We start from the raw sequence: 22,697 nt of genomic DNA, 5'->3' as shown, positions 1-22,697 counted from the left end.
GAAAAAACGTGACTTTTTCTACAGCCTAATTGTCAATAGCTTTAAGTTAATGAAAATAGCTAACGGAAAAATCAGGGTTTGGAAAACCCTCAAAATGGCCTTTTCCACATGCCGTGAAAAGTCAGGATCACTACTAAGCTCTAGTCAATTACTATTTAGTCTTTCGTGGATAAGTGGAAGCCAGATACTGCTAGTTAAGAATGTCTATTAGTTTACTTCACCTCTTGAACAACCTCAACAAAAAGGCATTAGCTGACAATCAACGCAGATATTACCATAGCAAAGTAGACTCCAGTGCTAGTGTCGGTAAAATACTGAGAAATATCTCCTGTAAGTAAATCAACTTTTTTATAAAATTTGTATATATTATGACGATGGAATCTTTGCCACAGTTTGAAGAAGTAAATATTCAGAAATACTTAGAAGTTATCCAACGCCGTTGGCTACCTCTAGTCGGAATTTTTGGCATAACTGTTACCCTTGGATGCTTGTATGCATTTTCACTAAAACCCTCATACAAGGCTGAAGGAAGTTTGATGATTAAAACAAATCGCTCTTCCTCACTCACAGGGTTATCGCAAGACATAGGACGCTTGGAAGCTTTAAATGTGAATGACAATCCCCTGGAAACTCAGGTGAGAGTTATTGGATCAAATCCAGTGATTGAGAAAACAATTAATTCCCTTAACCTCAAAGATAGCAAAGGCAAACGGCTGTCGATTCCCGATTTGGCAAAAAAACTTAAAATAGAAGGAATCAAAGGCACTGATGTTGTACAACTTTCTTATAAAGGCAGTGATCCTGAACTGGCTGCCAAAATCGTCAATGAAGTTATCGACAGTTATATCGACCTAAATATCAAAGCTAATCAGAATGAAGCACTGACAGCCAAAGAGGTTCTCGTAACGGAAGTACCCAAAGCTGAGGAAATTGTTAGAAGAGCCGAATCAAAACTGCGGCTATTTAAAGAAAAGAATAAAGTTGTTGTCTTGGGACAAGAAGCAAGCGCAGCAGTTGATACGATTTCCAAGTTAGGAAACCAAATTTCCCAAGCTTTAGCTCAACTAGATGATGTCAAAGGTCGTTTAGAACAGTTACGCAGTGAAGCTAAGATAGATTCACAGCAAGGTGTAATCGCATCTGAATTGACTCAAGCACCTGGAGTTCAGAAAGTGTTTGCCCAACTCCAAGACACAGAAAGCCAACTGGCACTAGAGCGTACACGTTTTTCACCTGAACACCCTACAATTACTAACTTACAAGAAAAAGTCGTAGCTCTTCAGAGCTTGCTAAAAGAGCGGATAGGACAATTCGCTGGTACAGGGCAGATAACAGAGGGAAGTTTGCAGGTTGGACAGCTGCGGCAAAGCTTAATAGCAGATATTACTCGTGCTCAGGCAGAACGCGTCGGTCTAGAAAGACAAATTGCCACACTTTTGCGACAGCAAGATGCCTATATCAAACGAGCAAATAATTTGCCAAAGCTAGAACAGAGTCAACGAGAACTAGAACGGAAGTTGCAAGCAGCTCAAACGACTTACGAAACACTCTTAAAGAAACGCCAAGAAATTGATATTGCACAGAACCAAAAGATTCCTAATGCTCGTGTCATTTCCTATGCTTTAACCCCCGATAAAGCGGAAGGGCCTCGCAAAATCCTGTTTATTGTTGGTGGAGCAGGAGTTGGCCTTTTCTTAGGTATCATTGTTGCCTTTGGTTTGGACTTGATAGACCGTTCGTTGAAGACTGTCAAAGAAGCCAAAGAAGTCTTAAAATACAGTGTTTTGGGAGTGATTCCGACACAAGGCAGAAATGGTAAAGATCATTCTTCTATAGCAGGACTTGATAGACCTATTCCTAAAATCATTGGCAGAGATATTCCTTACTTCCCTCTTGGTAACGCATACCAGATACTACAAGTGAACTTGAAGTTTCTCTGTTCTGATAAACCGCTAAAAAGCATTGTAATCACAAGTTCCGTTGCCAAAGAAGGAAAGTCTGACGTATCTGCAAATTTAGCTGTGACTATGGCTCAGGCAGGGCGGCGGGTCTTGTTGGTGGATGCAGATATGCGTAATCCCATACAGCATCATATCTGGGGGCTAAAAAATACAATAGGGCTGAGTAATATCATTATTGGAGAAGCTTCTTTAGATACAGTAGCGCAAGAAGTGATGCCTAATCTTGAGGTTCTTACTTCTGGAGTTTTGCCTCCTAATCCAGTAGCAATGCTAGATTCTCAACGCATGGCAACATTAATTAGTAACTTTGGGAGAGATTACGATCTTGTAATTTTTGATACGCCTCCTCTGTCAGGAATAGCAGATGCTGCTGTTTTAAGTACCCTCACTGACGGAATCTTATTAGTCGTTCGTCCTGGAGTGGTTGACTTGAACAGTGCGAATTCAGCTAAAGAGTTTTTAACTCAGTCAGGTCAGAAGGTCTTAGGGATAGTTATCAATGGTGTGAATACTAAAAATGAACCTAATAATTATTTTTATGACAACAAAAAACGACAAATTGAACAAGATTTAGTATCTAGCAGCTTAACAAAATTTTCCAAAGAGCGTTAAGTTCTCCTATAAATTACGAAAGCGGCCCTCACTACAACCATCTAAACCCAATTTTTTGACTGTAGGGCTAAATTAATGGCATTAAGCAAAAATCTCAATCTCAAGCATTTTAACTTCTTTCTTTCTTTGCGTCCTTTGTGGTTCGTTTTCCTTTCTTGTACTTAAATATGGTTTAGCGCATATTCATACAGAATTGGTAAAATATCCAGTGTACTGGTAATTCGAGGTTGTCAAAACTATTCTTCTCTGCCGAGGTATTTTTATATGGAGCAAAATAAAATTAAAACATCTTGTTTGATTAATAATTACAATTACGCTGAATTTCTGTCAGAAGCAATTGATAGTGCTTTAAACCAAACAGTTAAATTTGATGAAATTATTATTGTTGATGACGCATCCACAGATAATTCTACGGAAGTCATCGCTAAATTTACTCAAGTAGCTAATGTTAAATCTATCTTGAAAGAAAAAAACCAAGGACAATTATCATCCTTTAACGAAGGGTTTTTAGCTGCAAGTGGGGACATTATATTTTTTTTAGACGCTGATGATATTTATGAACCTCAATATTTAGAAACCGCCCTAAATTTTTATAAGAGACGTAGTGAATGTGATTTTATATTTAGTGCGTATAAAAAAATTGGAGCAATAGAAGAAACATTTCAAGCTGATGCAGTTGATTTGGATTTGGGTTATTCAGTAATTAGAACTTTATATAATGGTGAATGGATTGGCTCGATAACTTCAACATTATCAATACGTAGAGAAATAATTAGAAAATTTTTACCTATTCCCAATATAGAAGATTGGCGTGTAAGGGCGGATGACTGTCTGATATGGGGAGCTTCTTTAGTAGGGGCTAAAAAGTTTTATATGTCTAAGCCTTTAGTGATGTATAGAATACATCAAAATAACCAGTATCATAACAAGAAATTTGTAGATATAGACAATAACTATGAATACAAGAGATTCTGGAAACGCAATTCCCTATTTAATTACATTATGCAAAAAAACAATTTTAGTTTACCGTTATTATTAGCTTTTACATCTCTCCATGAGTTAAAAACAATACCATGTCCAAAATTTGAAGATTTCATTTCCTATTTGAAAATAATATTTTTATTTGAGCCTAATTTATATTGGAAAATCAAGGGAATGGTTTTATTAGTTAGCTATTTTTTGAGGATTTTTATGACTGGAAAATTAAAATTAATGTGAAATTATGGCTAGATACAGGTAATTTTGCACCTCTAAAAATCAAAAGCTTGCACAGTCGATGCTGATAGGGATAAAGAATGTCACATGATTAATTCATAAAAATAATGTTAAGTAAATTAAAGCTTAAAAACTTATCAAAATTTAAATCTCGTTCTGGACTGCGCGCAATTATTGCCAATACAGGTTGGTTGTTTGCTGACCGCATTCTACGTATGGGTGCAAGCTTAATCGTAGGAGTATGGGTAGCACGTTACTTAGGAGTACAGCAATATGGTCTCTTTAACTATGCTTTAGCTTTTGTTAGCTTATTTAGCCCAATTTTTACTCTAGGGCTGGACGACGTAGTAGTTCGCCATCTTGTGCGTCAATCATCAAACAAAGATGAAATTTTAGGAACCACTTTTTGGCTAAAGTTGCTGGGTGGAATTGCTTCTGTCTTATTGGCAGTTGGCACTATGTTTTTCTTAGGTGAGCAGGAAATACTGAAGATATGGCTAGTTGCAATTTTAGCGATGGCAGGAATTTTTAGGGCGGCTGATACTATTGAACTGTGGTTTCAATCACAAGTGCAGTCAAAATACACTGTGATCGCTAAAAATACAGCATTTCTACTAAATAGTGCTATCAAAATCGCACTAATTTTAACAAAAGCACCATTATTAGCTTTTGCTTGGATAACATTAGCAGAATTTGCGATGAGCGCAATTGGCTTGCTGATTGTTTACCAAGTCAAAGGGTCTTCGTTATGGCTATGGCGTTGGAGTTTTTCTGCTGCCAAAACTCTTATGAAAGAGAGTTTACCTCTAGTTTTTTCGGGGTTCGCTATCCTGATTTTTATGAAAATAGATCAGATAATGTTAGGCCAAATGATTGGAAATACTGAGGTTGGGATTTATTCTGCTGCTGTCCGGGTTTCTGAAATTTGGTATTTTATTCCAGGGGCTATTGTTTCTTCTGTTGCTCCTTCAATTTACACAGTTAAGGAAAAATCAGAAAGTCTTTACTATCAGCGAATAGGACAATTACTCAGTCTAATGACATGTATCTCATTGGCAATTGCTCTGCCAATGTCATTCCTATCGGACAAGATAATTATGGTGATGTTTGGAAGTGGATATGCAGAAGCAGGAGCAATATTAGCAGTTCATATTTGGACTTCTTTATTTGTATTTATGGGTCTTGCAACATCACCTTGGTTTATTGCTGAAGGTTTGAACCATGTTTCTTTAGGTAAGACTTTATTTGGAGCCATACTCAACATTATTCTCAATGTATTACTTATTCCTAAATATGCAGGGCTTGGGGCTGCGATCGCAACAATAATATCTCAAGCTGCTGCTGCTTTTCTGTGCAACGCATTTGATTCAAGAACACAAAAAATATTTAAAATTCAGGTGCGATCGCTTATTCCATTTTATAAGTATTAATAGTTCTTATCTAACCTTTGAATATCAACAAGGGCATTAGCCAAATTAATCAAAAATGCAAACACCAGTAACTTTTATTATTTTCAAGCGTCCACAAACAACACAGAAAGTTTTTGAAGCTATTCGCCAAGCCAAGCCAACAAAACTTTTTGTAATTGCAGATGGCCCCCGCACTGATCGCGAAGGTGAAGCAGAAAAGTGTGAAGCAACTCGGGCAATTATTGAAAGAGTTGATTGGCAGTGCGAAGTTATCAAGAATTATTCTGATATCAACTTAGGCTGTGCAAAACGAGTATCTAGTGGTTTAGATTGGGTATTTAATAATGTTGAAGAGACAATTATTTTAGAAGATGATTGTATCCCTCACCCAACATTTTTTAGATTTAGTGAAGAACTGCTAGAAAAATATAGGAACGATACCAGAGTTGCCACAATCTCTGCTCAAAATCTTCAATTTGGACGAAAGCGCACAAATTACAGTTACTATTTTTCTCGCTACAATCACTGCTGGGGTTGGGCAAGTTGGAGGCGTGCTTGGCAACATTATGATTTGACGATCAAACTTTGGAAAGAGGTGCAAGCAGAAAACCTTTTACGTGACATTCTTGTAGACCCAAAAGCAGTAAGTTATTGGCAACGAATATTTCAGTCTGTTTATAACAATCCTACAGGTATAACCTGGGATTACCAATGGACATTTGCTTGCTGGATACAGGGTAGCTTAAGCATTATTCCCAATGTCAATTTAATCTCTAATGTTGGTGTTGGTGCCGACGCGACTCATTTCACTTCCAACCAAGAATTTTCGTTCATCAATATGTCGATGCAAGCGATGGAATTTACCTTAAAACATCCACCATTTATTGTGAGGAATCTAGAGGCAGATAACTTTACACAAAAAACAGTATATAAAGCAACTGCATTGGATATTTTTAAAGAGGAAGTAAAGAAAAGATTGAATTACTCAGCGATGAAAAAATAGTGATATATTTAGTAAATTAATAAATTAAATATCAGCAATGAAGGTAAAGTTAACAGAAAAAATATTAGCCATATTGTTATTACTAATTGCTGTAGGAGCATTAACAATACATCCTGCACAAGAAATTTCCATGTCTACCCTTGGAGGGGATAAGGTAGATACTTTTTTCAATATAGTTTCATATTCAATCTTATTTTATTTCCTAATTTCATACTGGAAAGGTTTTGTTTATGTAATTACCAAAAGTCCATTACAGTTTTTTTTCTTAGCAATAGTTATATTTTCTATATTGTGGTCAGAAGACTTGAGTTCTACTCTAAAAGATATCAAAGGTCTAATCCGAATATATTTTCTTGCAATCTATTTGGCAATCCGTTATCCCCTTAGGGAACAAATGAGGCTAATAGCTTGGGCGCTTGGCGTATCTGCATTATTATCTATGATATTCTCTGCATTCATACCAGGTTATATTCATATATCGCCTGAATTAGTAGATATGTGGAGCGGAATTTATGGTCATAAAAACGAATTAGGTTACATGATGAATTGGAGTGCAGGAGTGTTTTTACATCTTGCCCTTAGTAGTTATCGATATCGCTGGTTAATGTGGGCGCTATGTGGGTTATCTATATGCCTAATTATCCTCACACGTTCAACAACATCTTTGGCGATTATATTGACAATGATATTACTTTTACCTTTTTACCAATCTTTTAAAAAAACTAATTATAAATTACAAGTTATTATGATAACTTCAGCTTTAATGTTACTCATTATTGTTTCAATATTACTGATCAATAATGCTGAAACTGTAGTTGGTACTTCTGGTAAAGACCTTACCTTGAATGGGCGCTCTGATCTCTGGGAATTAGTGATACCTAAAGTTTTGGAAAGACCTTGGCTAGGTTATGGATATTCTGGATTTTGGACTAGTAATGCTGCATCTAATCTGAGAGCTACTTATGATTGGGCAAGTAATGCTCACAATGGCTTTTTACAACTGTTGTTAGAATTAGGATTTTTAGGTTTCTTAGCTTTTGCAGCAGGATTTATCCGGTTCTTCGTAATGGCACTGACTCGAATTGTTTCAGTGGCAGAAAAACCGGAAGATTATTGGCCAATGCAGATGCTAATTATCATCGTCATAGTGAATTTCTCAGAGGCAAGATTATTAACTCCCAGTTGGAATTGGTTGATGTATATCACAACCTCTCTGTCTCTAACTCTTAGTTTCCAGCAGGCGCGAATATATAAATAGGTAAATACTTTACATACTTGGATAATTGAAAGGAGAAAAAGCATGAAAAAGTTAAATTTTGGATGCGGACATAGATTTTCATCTGGATGGATAAATATAGATTTTAATTCTGAGCATCCTGAAGTAATTGCCCATAACTTACTGCAACCACTTCCATACCCCAAAGATTATTTCGATGTGATTTATAGCAGTCATGTCCTAGAGCATTTTTCTAAAGATACGGGAGAAATGCTAGTGAAAGAATGCTATAGAGTTCTAAAACCTCAAGGTATTTTACGCATCGTTGTTCCTGACTTAGAGCGAACATGCCGTGAATATTTAAGAGTTATCGATACTATTGAAAATGATGAATCGAGGAAACAATATGAATGGATTATTATTGAGTTAATCGACCAATTGGTTAGAACAGAACATGGTGGGTTGATGAAAAATTATTGGCGACAAGTGCTTGAAAAAAATGATGAATCATCCATAAACTATGTACAAGCAAGAACAGGTGTGAATATCAAAGAAGAAATTGCAACTAATAATACTAATTCTGTGTTGCAAAAGGTATTTAGTATCAATCAAAATAAACTCAAAAACAAATTCAAATACCTCTATATTGACATGGTAAAGAGGTTGATACCACGCTATGTCCGCAAGTCTATGATAGATGAAACCTCCCTTGGGGAAAAACATAAGTGGATGTATGATAGCTATAGCATGAAAACCTTTTTTGAAAGAGTTGGTTTTTCAAATATTGAATTTCTGGATGCCCATACAAGTAAGATTCCAAACTTTAGTAATGAAGTCTTAGATATTAATCCTGATGGAACAGTATATCTACCAGGCTCGTTATATTGTGAGGGCATCAAGCCAAACAAATAATACTGATTATCTGCGATAGAGATACAGTATTAGGACTTACGCAAACTCTACGATTCTTCTCTACGAGACGCTCCGCGTTGGCGGAAGCGTCTCCTAGAGAAGGGGGTTTGATAAATTAAGCTTTTTGGCACTTTTTGCGTAAGTCCTAAGTATTATCAAGTAGATTTTTTCGAGTTAGATAGTAGTAATATGAATGTTTTGCTTCTTAGCACCCAGGATGTGGCTGGTGGTGCGGCTCGTGCTGCATATCGCTTGCATAAAGGGTTACAAAATATTGACTTACAATCACAAATGCTGGTGCAAGAAAAATCTACTGATGACAAAACAGTAATTGCGCCTAAGATCAGATTATTTCAAGGCATCGCCAAGGCAAAGTTGACATTTGAAACTTTACCTTTAAAGCTTTATTCTCAAAAGCAAAATACTCCATTTTTTATTCAATGGTTGCCAGATAGAATTATTTCTCAAGTTGCTCAGATTAATCCAGATATCATCAATTTGCATTGGATTAGCGCAGCTTTTATGCAAATAGAAACTCTTGCTAAACTAAAGCGCCCTTTGGTTTGGACAATTCATGATATGTGGGCATTTACTGGAGGATGCAGCTATGCTGGAGATTGCTCCCGTTACCAAATCTCTTGTGGAGCTTGTCCTCAACTGAGCAGCAAAAAGGATGGGGATTTATCCCATTGGGTATGGCAACGTAAAATCAAAGCTTTGAAAAATTTGAATCTGACAATCGTTTCACCAGGTTCTTGGTTAGCCGAATGTGCTAAGTCTAGTTCTCTGTTTAAGAATTTGCGAATTGAAGTAATCCCGAATGGGCTGGATACTCAGAAGTTTAAACCTGTTCATCAAGGTTTAGCGCGAGAATTATTGAATTTACCTCTGGATAAACAACTCATTCTATTTGGAGCGCTAGATGCAACCAATGACTGTAGAAAAGGTTTTCATTACTTGCAACCAGCACTACAAGAATTAAGCAAATCTGGCTGGAAAGATAAGTTGGAGATCGTTATTTTTGGTGCATCTAAACCCGAAAATCCACCTGAGTTGGGTTTCAAGACACACTATTTGGGACACTTACACGATGATATATCTTTAGCAACTGTTTACTCAGCAGCTGATGTGATGCTTGTACCGTCTCTTCAAGAATCTTTTGGACAGACAGCTTCTGAATCACTCGCCTGTGGTACTCCAGTTGTAGCGTTTAATTCTACTGGCTTAAAAGATATTGTTGATCATCAGCAGAACGGCTATTTGGCTAAACCTTATGAAGTTGAGGATTTTGCCAAAGGAATTACTTGGGTACTTGAAAATGAACAGAGGCTGCAAAAGCTGTCATTTTATGCTCGTCAGAAAGCGGAACAAGAATTCACTCTGGAACTTCAAGCACGTCGTTATTCAGCTTTATTTCAGGAAATATTGATCATAGCAAAGAAATCTTCATTTAGTAATTAACCTAGTAAATCAATACTTCATAATATGTCACTACCTATAGCTTTTATAATTTGTACAGAACCTGGGCGTTTAGAAGGTCAATCTTTGATGCTTGCAGAAAGTATTCGTAAGTTCTGCGGCGAATTGAAAAATACACCTATATATAGTTTTCATCCTAGAGTAGGTGAACCGATATCAAAGCAAACCCAACAAGCGTTTGAAGCCTTGCAGGTGATTCATCAACAAGTTCCTATAAATCGAGAATTTCATGAATATTATTTAGCTAATAAACCCTTAGTTTGTGCCTATGCGGAACAAAATATCCATGCAGAAATATTAGTTTTTTTAGACAGCGATAAATGCTTTTTTTGTGAACCAAAAGAATTTTTATTGCCAGTAAATTGTAACGTTCGCATACGTCCTGAGTATGGTCAAGGAATTGGTTCTACAGGTCTACAAGATCCTCAAGAATGGTACTGGCAAAAGCTATATGAAGTGCTGGGGGTAAAGCGTGAGGTATTTGTTGAGACACCAATTGGTAATAAAAGAATCAGAGCCTACTGGAATTCTGGCTTGGTTGTTGTGAGAAGGAGCGCAGGTATATTTACAGCTTGGAAAAATAATTTTGAAAAAGTAATGCGGCTAGATATTACTCCTCCTCAGGGTATTTATTTTGTTGAGCAGTCTGTTTTGTCTGTAACTTTATGTGCCTTAGAAGAAAAAGTCGAACATCTTCCTCCTAATTATAGTTATCCATTACCCTTACATAACCGTTTATCAAAAGAACTAAAAATTAAAGATTGGGATGATATTATATCCATTCATTATTTCAATTTATTCTTCTACAACGATTGGAATGCACAAATCAAAAGGTTGAAAAAACTTAATAACAATTCAGCGAAATATCGATGGTTGTGTCAAGAGGTTGTCAGACTGAATATGCCTCGTGTATCAGTTTTACATAGATATATGTTGATAGTCAGAAGAATGGAACAAAAATTACAAAGTTTTAATTTAGATATTAACCTGAGTAGCTGGATAGAAAGGATGGCTAAACTTTAAACCTAATCGAAAAGAAGTATTTATTGCTCTGAAAATGAAGATAAGTATGTAAAATTTACGCATAAATTTATTATTTGCATTGAATACTTTCATATAAATTAGATGAGGTAAATTAGATGAAACGAGCAAATTTAGCTGTAGTTATGACCTGCCACAACAGGCGTAATACAACTCTTGCCTGTCTACATGCTTTATATGAGCAAACAAATCACTGTGATGTTTATTTAACTGATGATGGTAGCTCTGATGGGACTGCACAAGCTATCAAAGCAGAATATCCAGAAGTACACATTCTTCAGGGTAATGGCAATTTATTCTGGGTGGGAGGGATGCATCTCGCCTTTGGTGAGGCGATAAGAAATCAATATGATTATTATCTGTGGTTGAATGATGACACATTTCTGGAAGCCAATGCTGTCAGCAAATTATTACAGATTCATCAAAATTTGACTAAACAAGGTTATTCAGACTCAATTGTAGTTGGTTCAACTCAAGACCCAATCACAGGAAGAGCAACCTATGGAGGAGCAGTAAAATCTAAAAAGTGGTACTCTAATAAGTTTGAATTTTTAAAACCAAGTTCGGTTATCCAAAAGTGCGATGCCATCTATGGTAACTGTGTGCTAATCCCTAAAACTGTTGTCGCCAAAGTTGGCAATATTGATACAGCTTTTGTTCACACTTTAGGAGATTTAGATTATGCCCTCAGAGCGCGGAAATTGGGTTGTCAAATATGGGTAGCTCCTGGATATGTTGGTACTTGTACTAAAAATTCTATCCGGAATAGTTGGGTAGATACCAATTTAACTATACTAGAACGCTTGAAGAAGGCGCTGCAAATTAAAGCATTTCCATTGAAATCCTGGACTATATTTTGTAGCAGACACTCTGGGCTATTCTGGATATTTTACTGGTTTTTACCCTATATCAGAGCAATTATTGGTTACAAGAATTTGGCACTTTCTCCCACATTTTCTGAGGATATTAACCAAACTAACTCACAAGCTTGATACTTGCACTAAAGTTCTTCTCCAAAAATATTTGCATAATTCATTAGCATCTGATTGAAGAAGAATGCAGAATTCAGAATTCACTAATCTTGACGCTCTCTACGAGACGCGCAAAGGACGCGAACGCAAGTGCGTCTCTAAGAGTTGCTATGCCGTTGGCGTTGGCAAAACCAAAGCCTCTCGTTCGCGTTAGCGTCTCCGTACTACTTCCCTGCGGGACGCTACGCGAACGTGGAAGCAAGCTAGCAACAGCGTCTCTGACAGGAGAAGAGAAGCCTTTACGCTGCGCTATCCGCAATTTCTGCTCAGTTTACCCAACTGAATTCTGACTCTTGACTCCTGAATTCTGTTCGATAAATTGGCAAATATCGCCTCAAACATGAATTTATTAAATTTGAGAATAATCAACAATCATTATTATGGGTAAACGCTTACTAATTGTGTCAACACTAGATTCTAACCAGCCATTTGGTGCTTTTACTAGACCTTTTTATTTAGGACAATATTTAACTGAACATTTTGATGTTTTTCAACTAGGATTAGATTGTTCATCTGTTAAATATGCACCTTTTCATTCAATTGGCTCAAGAAGTTTAAAGTCATATATTAAAACTATAGAAAACTGCATTTATGAGTTTTGCCCAGATATCGTTTATGCTCAAGAAACATTGCCTGGATTGGCTGCTTTAATTTCACTAAAGCTTGTAAAACGTAATAAGCCCTCTCTTGTATTAGATTTTCATACATTTTCGGCATATGAATACTGGATGCGCTTGTTTTCAGTTGCCAATCCTTTCAAAGAGTTTGTACAATGCATTAAGACATATATTGCTCAGGGAATTTTGATATTCTCTGGCAGTCCAATTATTGCCGCAGGTGACTCAATTCCTAAATTAATTTCCCAGTGGTATGGTAAAACTCCACAGCAAATTTATAGTATCGGGAATGGTGTGACTGAAGACTTACTAAGTACTGAATCGTTTCTGGAGCAAGACCCATATCAAGCATTCAGACCAGCAAAAATAGTGGTTCTTATTGCTCCTAAAACTTTTCAATTTCCAAGCAATGATATGTCTGTATTAATGACTATTGAGGTTGCTAAATATCTTCAAAATCATCAACAAAAAATCCATTTTGTTGTTATTGGTAGAGATGGGAAAGATATTTTAGCACCAATACCTTCCAACATTTCTTTTTTAGGGTTTTTACCTAAACGAAAGGATTTTGTTGCTCATCTTAAATATGCAGATATTGCTTTGCTGCCATTCTCAAAACAAGCAGTAGCAGGTGGTGCTCGCAATAAAGCATTAGATTATTTCGCAAGTAGAAAATTAGTTGTATCAACACCAGAAGGCTTGCGAGGTTTAGAAGAATTTCGCCATTTAGAACATCTTTTAGTAACAGGATACTCAACTGAAGAAGTCGCTAACACAGTGCTGGATGCAGCTTTAAATATTGATAAATATCAATCACTTGTACATAAAGCATATACCTTAATTACAGAAAAATATTCCTGGAATGCAAGAGCGCAAAATATTGCGGAAGTCCTCATTAAAGTTAGTCATTCTTAGCTCTATTTATTTACTTAAGATATTTAACTAAGAATAATTAGTATATTTGTGTGTTTAAATATACTAAAAAATAGTTTTTAAATACTCACTTTGCCTGTGAGCTAACCTCTCATCCTTTCAAAATAAAAATTAAATCATGAAAAATCAATTTTCTTATAACCTTCTTGGTGTTAAAGTAGATGCACTCTCTATCCCAGAGTTAAATTTCTTGATTGAAGAATCTATTAAGAAGAATAAAAAATGGATTATTGCTAATCACAACATGCATAGTCTTTATCTCTTTCATAATGATCCAAGAATGCAAGCTTTTTATGCCAAGGCAAAATATACCCATATTGATGGTATGCCTCTATTGTTAATTGGAAAGCTGTTGGGTTTTCCTATGAAGCGAGAACAAAGAGTAACCTATGCTGACTGGGTATGGCCTTTGATGGCGGAAGCAGCTGATAAAGGCTGGCGTGTATTTTATTTAGGTTCAAAGCCAGGAGTCGCTGAAAAAGGAGCAAGTATTTTGTGCCACAGATTTCCTCGGTTACAGATTGCTTGCGCTCATGGCTATATTGACATGGATAAAGATAGTCAAGAAAATCTTGCTACTTTGGCTGCAATTAATTCTTACAAACCTCATGTATTGATGGTGGGGATGGGTATGCCACGCCAAGAGCGTTGGATTTACGAAAATCTTGAACATATTCATACCAACACTATTTTGACAAGTGGAGCCTGTATTGACTATGTAGCAGGAGCAATACCCACTCCTCCTCGCTGGATGGGAAAGGTGGGCTTGGAATGGTTGTATCGCTTGTTGTCTGAACCTAAAAGACTTTGGAGACGTTACTTACTTGAGCCTTGGTTTCTAGCCACATTATTTTTACGAGAAATTTGGAGTATGCCAAGTCAACGAAAAAAGAATAGAATCCTGCTATTTCTCAGTACAAAATTTCATAAGTTTCTAGCATGATTGAATTTTGCCAAGCCTTACCAGTAGATCGCCCAATTCGCCACGAATTTATGAAATACTGTTTTAAGGCAAGGCTTAATCATTAATTAGTAAGCACGTCTGATTCAACTTTCGTACTTGTGAATAGCGAAGAATCTCGCTACATTCTTCGCTTATAATAATACTTAAAAACGCTATTTACGTCTGGTTGGAGTATTAAGTTGCTTGCTGAAAAGCCTGGGCAATAGCATCGCGGGCATATTTAGGTTGCAGGTTCTCATCGAAGGGAAGCGGACGCAGAAATTTCCAAAGATTTGGATTGTCCTTAAAGGTTTGTCTTGGCATCCAGTCGGGATGACGTATCCAGGTATGACGGTCGGTAAGTCCCCATGTAATCACAGTATCAACTTTAGCCGCAAAGCACAGGTCAAGATATCGCTTGTAACTGTCGGCTACCATCTGGTCTAGCTTTTTAATACTATCGGGCAGTGGAGCATCAATAATAATATCTAGTTCTGTGATTATTGGTTTTACTTCAAGATCATTGAGTCGTTTTAAAACGGAATTAAATCCTTTCTCGTCAAAACTATAGGCAGAAGAAAACCATAGATGCGATTGCACACCTGCCCCGTCAATTTTAACGCCACTATTCTTCAGATATTCGACCATTTTTAAGAAACGGTCTGATTTCCATGTAGCGCCTTCGATGCCGAAATCGTTTAGGTAAAATTTCTTGGTGTTATCAACTGATGCGGCAATTAAAAACAAGTCTCGAATTAATTCTGGCTTTACCCCTTTACGCAAACCGTAGGTAGCATTGTCAGTTTCATTTTCATTATCAGCGATAATTTCATTGGCAATATCCCAAGACTTTAAAACCTTGCTATTGCGATAATGCCCCATGACTCCCTTAACATGTCGTTCGATCATTTTAAGAGTGGGCGGGTAAGGAAGCCAGTCTGGTTTTCCCATGTGCCAGAAAAGGGTATGTCCGTGCATGTCTATATTATGCTTTTGGCAGAAATCAGCGATCGCATCTGCTGATTCAAAGGTAAATCTTCCTGGCTGTGGTTCAGTGGCGTCCCATTTTAATTCACCATTCGGTGTCACAATCGAACATTCACGAGCAATCAGGTTAGCGTAATCCTTCTCTTTTAGCAAAATATCACTAGAAATTGCTGCACCATAACGCTTTCCAATGGATGCAGCTAATTGCCGAAGCGGAAAATTTATATTAGTATAAGTGGCTACATTTATATTATTGCTATGGTCTTCTTTTTGCTTATCCTTTTGTAAAAAACCCATAGTCAATAACGCAGAAAGGGTAGTATATCCTGCTCTTGTTAGAAATTTTCTCCGATACGGCATAAAGAAATTGTACTTAATCAAAAACACATAGATTATTATACTACAGAATGAGTTTTTATACTTTTTGAGGTTTAGTTATGACTCCCACACTCATCTGTTTGATTAAAATCAATCAACTATGCTTTTACATATCAGCAATAAAGATGCTATCTTAATATATAACGAGCATTCGATATAAATAAGCTGAATCATGCCTAAGATTGTTGACCATGAGCAATACCGTAAAGAACTGCTCGACAAGTGCTTTGATTTATTTGCCCAAAAAGGCTATGGTTCCATCACTATGCGCCAAATTGCTGAGGGATTAGGGGTTTCTACTGGTACGTTGTACCACTATTTTCCTAGCAAGCAAGCTCTATTTGAGCAATTGGCCCAGGAGATTTGTGAGCAAGACTTAAGTACAGCATTAGCTGAACTAGAAGGAGCGCAAACGCTACAAGAATCAATGGAAGCACTAGGAAGATACCTAGTGAAAAACGAAGATTACTTCATTAAATGGACTTACATTTGGATTGATTTTTGCCAACATAAAGATTCTACAAAAATGTTAAAAACTAGCATTTTTAAGCGTAATAATCAGCGTTATCAGGAGGCAATTTGCGATTTATGGGGTATTCAAGATTCGGTATTGGCTTCCTTTATTTTGAGCTTTGTAGACGGTTTAATTCTGGAGAAGTTATGGGGTAATGAAACAATTGATTTTATTGAACAATGTGCGTTGTTAGGCAAAATGCTGACAGCATATTTGCCGCGACCTACAGCAGAAATAAAAAATAAAATGGACTTTCTATCAGGTTTGGAGAGCTAGAATATGTATCTTATTATTGTTGTAAACTACTATAGTCTAATAATTAGCCTGCATTTTATTGACAAAGACGGACTCATTTAATATAAATAAAATAATTTCTGAGGAGAGCAAAAGAGATGGTTCAAAAGTTGTCAGAGAAAGCTTCTAAAAAAGGGTTAATTACATTAGTAATTGCAGCTACTGCTATTACAGGTGGAATTGTTGCTTATGGGATTTCTCAGTTTGGGTTAGTTGGTCAAACTGAGAAATCTGAGCCAGTTGAAACCACGCCCAACATTCAAAAAGTAGCTGCATTAGGACGGCTAGAACCGGAAGCAGAGGTAATTAGCTTGTTTGCGCCCTTAGCATTGGATGGCGATCGCATTGCCCGAATTTTAGTCAAAGAAGGCGATCGCGTTAAAGCCGGACAGGTGGTAGCAATTTTAGATGCCCGCGATCGCTTGCAAACTGCTGTACTACAAGCCCAACAACAAGTCAGAGTTGCTCAAGCTAAACTCGCTCAAGTGCAAGCAGGAGCAAAAGCAGGAGAAATTCAGGCCCAACAGGCAAGCGTTGAACGCCTCGAAGCCCAGTCCCAAGGAGACAAAACAGCGCAACAGGAAGCGATATTTCGCATAGAGGCGCAGTGGCAAGGAGACAAAATAGCGCAAGAGGCAACCATTAAGAAGCTAGAAGCAGAACTCAAAAATGCCGAAGCCGAATATCAACGTTATCAGCAGCTATATTCCCAAGGTGCAGTTTCTAATTCTTTGTACGATAGTAAGGGCTTGACTGTAGAAACTGCCAAACAGCAAGTAGACGAAGCCAAAGCAGTTCTCAACCGGATTAACACCACTGCTAGCAAACAACTTGCCGAAGCCAAAGCAGCACTCGCCCGTACTAACGCCACTGGTAGCAAGCAAGTCAGTGAAGCCAAAGCCACACTTACCAGTATTGCAGAAGTCCGACCTGTAGATGTAGCCGCAGCCAAGACAGAAGTTGAAAATGCGATCGCTACACTCAAACATGCCCAAACCGAGTTGACGGGTGTTTACATTAAAGCACCGATGGCGGGACAGATCATCAAAATTCATACGCGAGTCGGAGAAAAAATTAGTGATTCTGGCATTGCAGACTTAGCGCAAACAAACCAGATGATGGCGATCGCAGAAGTTTATCAAACCGACATCGGTAAAGTGAAACTAGGACAACAGGCAGTGATTAGCAGTCAGGCATTTGTCGGTGAACTGCGAGGAACCGTTGCCCAAATTGGTTTGCAGGTGAATAGACAAAACGTTTTCAGCAACCAGCCAGGGGAGAACCTTGATAGCCGAGTAGTTGAGGTGAAAATTCGCCTCAATCCTGAAGACAGCAAACGAGTTGCAGGTTTCACTAACTTACAAGTACAGACAGCAATTGAAATATAGGAATCCGGTTTGATTCCTGAATTTACTTGCGTGGGCAGGGAACAGGGAATAGGGAATAGGGAACAGGAAAGAAAGCATAGATCCGTACTGAGTCTTGTTCAAAAATTAAATAGGAGTCCTATATAGAGTTGTTGTTCGCTACCTCGTGTATTCCATCATTTTTTATAAGGTGAATTCAATCATGCTTAAAGTCATATATCTTCTGCTTTGTGTACTTGGCTTCGTTCTACCTTACTCCCAGTTTGTTCCATTTATCTTAGAGCATGGTCTTGATATAAAGCTGTTTTTTGAACAACTCTTTACCAACAAAATTTCTGGTTTTTTTGGCATGGATGTTATTGTTTCATCGCTAGTCTTGTGGACATTCGTATTTTGGGAAGGAACACGTTTGAAAATGCAAAATCTCTGGGTTTACGTTGTTTGTAATCTTTTAGTTGGTGTTTCTTTAGGTCTTCCCTTATTTCTTTTCATGCGAGAACGCCAGCTTGAACAGCAACCTGAAACACTGAGTTATTAAAGGGTTTTTTAAATATGTTTTCTAAACTATTTCGCAAAACGCCGCTAGCATGGCGGCAGTTAATGAAAGAAAAAACCCGTCTGGCTGTTGCAGTCGCAGGTATTACCTTTGCGGATATGCTGATGTTTATCCAGTTGGGATTTGAAAGTGCGCTTTTTGATGCTGCTGTGAAACCTCATCGCAATTTACAGGCAGATTTGGTTTTAATTAGTCCCCAATTTCAAACTTTGTTTTCTGTAAAAAACTTTTCCAGAGAGCGACTATATCAAACATTAGGTTATGAAGGTGTTCAGTCAGTTAATTCTGTCTACATCAGCACTGGACAGTGGCGAAATCCTGAAACACGTCTTGAGCGTGCCATTTTGGTTTGGGGTGTCGATCCGGCACAATCACCATTCAAATCGCCCGAAATTAAGCAAAATCAGGAGCACCTTAAACAGTTGTATCAAGTTCTGTTTGACCAGGCAGGTCGTCCAGAATACGGGGCAGTTGGCGATATCTTTAAGAAAACAGGCAAATTTGACACGGAACTCAATAGTAAAGCCGTCTTTGTTAAGGGCTTGTTTACTGATGGAGCCTCCTTTGCTGCTGATGGTAATGTGATCACCAGTGACTCTACCTTTCTCCAGCTATTCCCAGAGCGTCAACCCGATCGCATCGAAGTTGGATTGATTACGCTTAAACCAGATGCCGATTCTGAACTCGTGCGATCGCAACTTGTCAATGGACTACCTAAAGATGTCAGAGTCTTGACTCCAGAAGAGTTTGCCAAAGTGGAGAGAACTTACTGGGAAGCCGGTACTGGCATTGGTTTTATTTTCGGTTTAGGTACTGGAGTTGGGTTTATCGTTGGCATCGTGATTGTCTACCAAATCCTTTACTCGGATGTTTCTGACCACTTGCCAGAATATGCCACCCTCAAAGCAATGGGATACACCGATAATTATCTTTTAGGAGTCCTAATTCAAGAAGCATTATTATTGGCTATCTTAGGTTTTCTGCCTGGATTCATCCTTTCTTTTGGATTGTATCAAGTCACCTATGCTGCGACGATGCTTCCTATTTTCATGAAAATGGAACGGGCGATACAGGTTTGGATTTTGACCGTGATCATGTGTAGTGTTTCTGGAGCGATCGCAATGCGGAAGTTACGATCTGCTGACCCTGCCGATGTTTTTTAAAGGGGGCATTGGGCATGGGGCATGGGGCATGGTTATTCTCCTTGTCCCCTTGTCTCCCTCATCTCCCTTATCTCCCTCATCTCCCTCATCTTCCCCATACCCAATGCCCTATAAAATCTTATGTTGCAAAAATCTTTCCCAGTAAATTCCGATTCAACATTTTCTACTTTAGAATCTGTAATTTCTATTAGTAACCTCAACCACTACTTTGGTGAAGGTGGGCTTCGCAAACAAGTATTATTCGACATTAATTTGGAGATTACTGCTGGAGAAATCGTTATCATGACTGGCCCCTCTGGTTCGGGGAAAACCACCTTGTTAACCTTAATGGGTGGATTGCGTTCTGCTCAAGAAGGTAGTCTCAAAATCTTAGGGGAGGAAATTCGTGACGCTAAAAAGCTGCAATTAACTAAACTTCGCCGCCAGATTGGCTATATTTTCCAGGCTCATAACCTGATGACTTTTTTGACAGCAAGAGAAAATGTGCGGATGTCCTTAGAGTTACATGAGGATTTTCTGAATCAGGATATCAATGCTAAAGCGATCGCTATTTTGGAAACTGTCGGTTTAGGTGATCGTGTAAATTACTACCCAGAGAAACTATCTGGAGGGCAAAAGCAACGAGTAGCGATCGCTCGTGCCTTAGTTAGTCATCCTAAGATTGTCTTAGCAGATGAACCCACTGCTGCACTCGACAAAAAATCTGGGCGCGATGTCGTAGAAGTGATGCAGAAGCTAGCCAAAGAACAAGGCTGTACGATTTTGCTAGTTACCCACGATAACCGCATCCTCGATATTGCCGATCGCATCATTTATATGGAAGATGGTCAGTTGAAGACCGATGGTGTAGATTTTACCAAAACAAGCAAGTAAGTAGGCGGGTTAAATTATATAGGACTTACGCATTGACAAGAAATACCAAATATGGATTAAGGTTAAAAACCATATCTTTCGTAAGGGCACAGCATTGCTGTGCCCCTACAGCATCGTCTATTTACGATCACAGGATAATTAAGAAATGCCTGAAAACTTGCTATTTGTCACGCACTTTACGACCCTGATGGTGTTTTAGAGGCTTTGAAGGTAAAAACAGAGCTTTATCCAGTTGGGCTGAAACAGGCAACTATTGATACTTTCGCTTGGGAAATAAGTTTCTCGCTGTTGGTCGCAAAAAAGGCGATCGCACGCGATGATGTTGTTTACGCAGCAGGTTGTTGTTTCCGCAGTGTGGCGTGTATGAATCAGGTTTTATTCGCGCTCAACGAAGATTACCTGTTGAATGAAAAAGGGGCGATGGCAGTCGCTAATAGGTTCGCTATTTGCCCTACTGACTATCAACAACGGGTTGAGCGAGCTTTTACACTTTTAGCTGCCGATGCAAAATCAATAACTGAGGCGATCGCAATTATTGAGGCGATTGAGGATGATTTGAGTCAATGGTATGGAAATCGGCGATTAGCGATGTAATTTTTATAAACGAGTAGTATTGTTCCCGACCCTATACCCCACAAAAAAGAATAAATTGTTTTAAAGTGTTATCAAATAAAGCCTTTGGTCATTGAGTACATTATTAATACATATTAATAGATGCAGTATTGCAGATGAGATATTAATAGATGCAGTATTGATCGAAAGTTAATCTAAGAGCCTAAAGCTATCAACAAACTATCCTTTAAACACGGAGTAAATCCTACCGATAAATCTTTAATGCAGATAATACACTTACTTTCTAGTACTGGCTATTTCTGATTCTTATATTCCAATAGGGTTCAGTTAAGTATTTCTTTCTTTTCTCTGCGTCCTTGGCGTTCTTGGCGGTTCGTTAAAAATATCACTTTAACTAAGAGTTTTAACCTTAACTGAACCGTATTGTCTTATATTCACGTGTTCTGATAATGCAGCTTAAAGGCGGGGACAAAAATCATACTATGAACAAAACCTTTGCAACCATCGACGGGAATGAGGCTGTTGCCCGTGTTGCTTACAAATTAAATGAAGTGATTGCCATTTATCCCATCACCCCCTCTTCAGCAATGGGTGAATGGGCAGATGCTTGGTCAGCAGAAAATCGTCCCAACCTCTGGGGTACTGTTCCCAGCGTCGTGCAAATGCAGAGCGAGGGAGGAGCTGCCGGTGCTGTACATGGAGCATTACAAACAGGCTCCCTGAGTACCACCTTCACGGCATCTCAGGGATTATTGTTGATGATACCCAACTTTTACAAAATTGCTGGTGAACTGACTAGCGCTGTGGTTCACGTTGCCGCCCGTTCTTTGGCTACCCATGCATTATCAATTTTTGGCGACCATAGCGACGTGATGGCAGCTCGTGCTACTGGCTTTGCTCTGCTGTGTTCTGCTTCGGTGCAAGAAAGTCAAGATTTTGCTCTCATTGCCCATGCTGCTACCCTGGAGACACGAGTCTCGTTTATGCATTTTTTTGACGGCTTTCGCACATCACATGAAGTGCAGAAAGTCAAATTGCTCTCAGATGACGATTTGCGATCGCTCATCCACGATAACCTAATACTCGCCCATCGTAGCCGTGCCCTCACCCCAGATCGTCCAGTATTGCGGGGGACTGCCCAAAACCCCGATGTCTACTTCCAAGGACGTGAAGGCGCTAACCCTTATTACAACGCCTGTCCAGAAATTGTCCAGCGCATCATGGATGAATTTGGAGAACGCACGGGAAGGCATTATAAAATCTATGAATATTACGGAGCCAACGATGCCTCGCGCGTTATCGTTCTTATGGGTTCAGGTTGTGAAACTGTTCATGAAACAGTAGATTACCTTAACGCCCGTGGTGAAAAACTTGGCGTAGTAAAAGTGCGACTTTACCGCCCCTTTGATGTCCAAAGGTTTGTTGCAGTATTACCAACTAGTGTACAAGCGATCGCAGTTCTCGACCGCACCAAAGAAGCAGGTAGCGCCGGGGAACCTTTGTATTTAGATGTAGTGGCTGCTATTTATGAAGCGTGGGGAGATGGGGGAGATGAGGGAGCAGGGGGAGATGAGGGAGCAGGGGGAGATGAGGGAGCAGGGGGAGATGAGGGAGCAGGGG

Annotated in this window: 19 protein-coding genes and 1 pseudogene; 19 read left to right on the top strand and 1 reads right to left on the bottom strand. The window is 38.5% G+C overall.

The window, feature by feature from the left end; translation table 11 throughout:
* The first annotated feature begins 368 nt into the window (after nucleotides 1-368).
* From LC586_RS33670 to LC586_RS33620, 12 genes are all read left to right on the top strand, one after another.
* Nucleotides 369-2,573, top strand: a complete 2,205-nt coding sequence (locus LC586_RS33670; protein WP_229489829.1) for a GumC family protein — start codon at nucleotides 369-371, stop codon at nucleotides 2,571-2,573.
* A gap of 264 nt (nucleotides 2,574-2,837) precedes the next feature.
* Nucleotides 2,838-3,791: a glycosyltransferase family 2 protein gene (locus LC586_RS33665; RefSeq protein ID WP_229489828.1), complete on the top strand. Its 954-nt coding sequence runs from the start codon at nucleotides 2,838-2,840 to the stop codon at nucleotides 3,789-3,791.
* Nucleotides 3,792-3,895: 104 nt separating this feature from the next.
* Complete coding sequence (locus LC586_RS33660; RefSeq protein WP_229489827.1) at nucleotides 3,896-5,218, top strand: flippase; 1,323 nt, start codon at nucleotides 3,896-3,898, stop codon at nucleotides 5,216-5,218.
* A 55-nt stretch (nucleotides 5,219-5,273) separates the two neighbouring features.
* Nucleotides 5,274-6,200, top strand: a complete 927-nt coding sequence (locus LC586_RS33655) for a glycosyltransferase family 2 protein (protein ID WP_229489826.1) — start codon at nucleotides 5,274-5,276, stop codon at nucleotides 6,198-6,200.
* Between the two features lie 37 nt (nucleotides 6,201-6,237).
* Nucleotides 6,238-7,458, top strand: a complete 1,221-nt coding sequence (locus LC586_RS33650) for an O-antigen ligase family protein (protein WP_229489824.1) — start codon at nucleotides 6,238-6,240, stop codon at nucleotides 7,456-7,458.
* A gap of 42 nt (nucleotides 7,459-7,500) precedes the next feature.
* A complete protein-coding gene (locus LC586_RS33645; protein ID WP_229489822.1) occupies nucleotides 7,501-8,328 on the top strand; it encodes a class I SAM-dependent methyltransferase in 828 nt (275 codons plus the stop codon).
* Nucleotides 8,329-8,517: 189 nt separating this feature from the next.
* Nucleotides 8,518-9,789, top strand: coding sequence for a glycosyltransferase family 4 protein (locus LC586_RS33640; RefSeq protein WP_229489821.1), 1,272 nt, complete (start codon nucleotides 8,518-8,520; stop codon nucleotides 9,787-9,789).
* A gap of 24 nt (nucleotides 9,790-9,813) precedes the next feature.
* Nucleotides 9,814-10,830, top strand: a complete 1,017-nt coding sequence (locus tag LC586_RS33635; RefSeq protein WP_229489820.1) for a GT-B fold glycosyltransferase domain-containing protein — start codon at nucleotides 9,814-9,816, stop codon at nucleotides 10,828-10,830.
* Between the two features lie 116 nt (nucleotides 10,831-10,946).
* The gene (locus LC586_RS33630; protein ID WP_229489819.1) at nucleotides 10,947-11,840 is read left to right on the top strand and encodes a glycosyltransferase family 2 protein; all 894 of its coding nucleotides are present in this window, start codon (nucleotides 10,947-10,949) and stop codon (nucleotides 11,838-11,840) included.
* 64 nt (nucleotides 11,841-11,904) lie between these two features.
* On the top strand, nucleotides 11,905-12,033 hold the full coding sequence (locus LC586_RS40925; protein ID WP_267921776.1) for a hypothetical protein: 129 nt from the start codon (nucleotides 11,905-11,907) through the stop codon (nucleotides 12,031-12,033).
* Nucleotides 12,034-12,259: 226 nt separating this feature from the next.
* Nucleotides 12,260-13,411, top strand: a complete 1,152-nt coding sequence (locus tag LC586_RS33625) for a glycosyltransferase family 4 protein (protein ID WP_229489818.1) — start codon at nucleotides 12,260-12,262, stop codon at nucleotides 13,409-13,411.
* A gap of 136 nt (nucleotides 13,412-13,547) precedes the next feature.
* Nucleotides 13,548-14,372, top strand: coding sequence for a WecB/TagA/CpsF family glycosyltransferase (locus tag LC586_RS33620; protein ID WP_229489817.1), 825 nt, complete (start codon nucleotides 13,548-13,550; stop codon nucleotides 14,370-14,372).
* 195 nt (nucleotides 14,373-14,567) lie between these two features.
* On the opposite strand, the gene LC586_RS33615 is transcribed toward LC586_RS33620, so the two are convergent.
* Complete coding sequence (locus LC586_RS33615; RefSeq protein ID WP_229489815.1) at nucleotides 14,568-15,656, bottom strand: endo-1,4-beta-xylanase; 1,089 nt, start codon at nucleotides 15,654-15,656, stop codon at nucleotides 14,568-14,570.
* Between the two features lie 253 nt (nucleotides 15,657-15,909).
* On the opposite strand from LC586_RS33615, the gene LC586_RS33610 reads away from it, so the two are divergent.
* From LC586_RS33610 to LC586_RS33580, 7 genes and pseudogenes are all read left to right on the top strand, one after another.
* Nucleotides 15,910-16,527: a TetR/AcrR family transcriptional regulator gene (locus tag LC586_RS33610; protein ID WP_229489813.1), complete on the top strand. Its 618-nt coding sequence runs from the start codon at nucleotides 15,910-15,912 to the stop codon at nucleotides 16,525-16,527.
* Nucleotides 16,528-16,643: 116 nt separating this feature from the next.
* Nucleotides 16,644-17,933 carry an ABC exporter membrane fusion protein gene (locus LC586_RS33605; protein WP_229489811.1) on the top strand — a complete coding sequence of 430 codons (1,290 nt, stop codon included), beginning with the start codon at nucleotides 16,644-16,646 and terminating at the stop codon, nucleotides 17,931-17,933.
* A gap of 181 nt (nucleotides 17,934-18,114) precedes the next feature.
* On the top strand, nucleotides 18,115-18,450 hold the full coding sequence (locus LC586_RS33600; RefSeq protein ID WP_229489810.1) for a DUF2834 domain-containing protein: 336 nt from the start codon (nucleotides 18,115-18,117) through the stop codon (nucleotides 18,448-18,450).
* Nucleotides 18,451-18,464: 14 nt separating this feature from the next.
* A complete protein-coding gene (gene devC, locus LC586_RS33595) occupies nucleotides 18,465-19,631 on the top strand; it encodes an ABC transporter permease DevC (RefSeq protein ID WP_229489809.1) in 1,167 nt (388 codons plus the stop codon).
* Nucleotides 19,632-19,751: 120 nt separating this feature from the next.
* A complete protein-coding gene (locus LC586_RS33590) occupies nucleotides 19,752-20,504 on the top strand; it encodes a DevA family ABC transporter ATP-binding protein (protein WP_229489808.1) in 753 nt (250 codons plus the stop codon).
* 162 nt (nucleotides 20,505-20,666) lie between these two features.
* Nucleotides 20,667-21,098: a DUF4037 domain-containing protein gene (locus LC586_RS33585; protein WP_498072191.1), complete on the top strand. Its 432-nt coding sequence runs from the start codon at nucleotides 20,667-20,669 to the stop codon at nucleotides 21,096-21,098.
* Between the two features lie 461 nt (nucleotides 21,099-21,559).
* Nucleotides 21,560-22,697, top strand: a pseudogene (locus LC586_RS33580) (pyruvate:ferredoxin (flavodoxin) oxidoreductase); the annotation flags it as partial.

Source organism: Nostoc favosum CHAB5714 (assembly GCF_020829495.1).
Lineage (GTDB): Bacteria > Cyanobacteriota > Cyanobacteriia > Cyanobacteriales > Nostocaceae > Nostoc > Nostoc favosum.
This window is presented reverse-complemented; position numbering and strand designations above follow the sequence as displayed.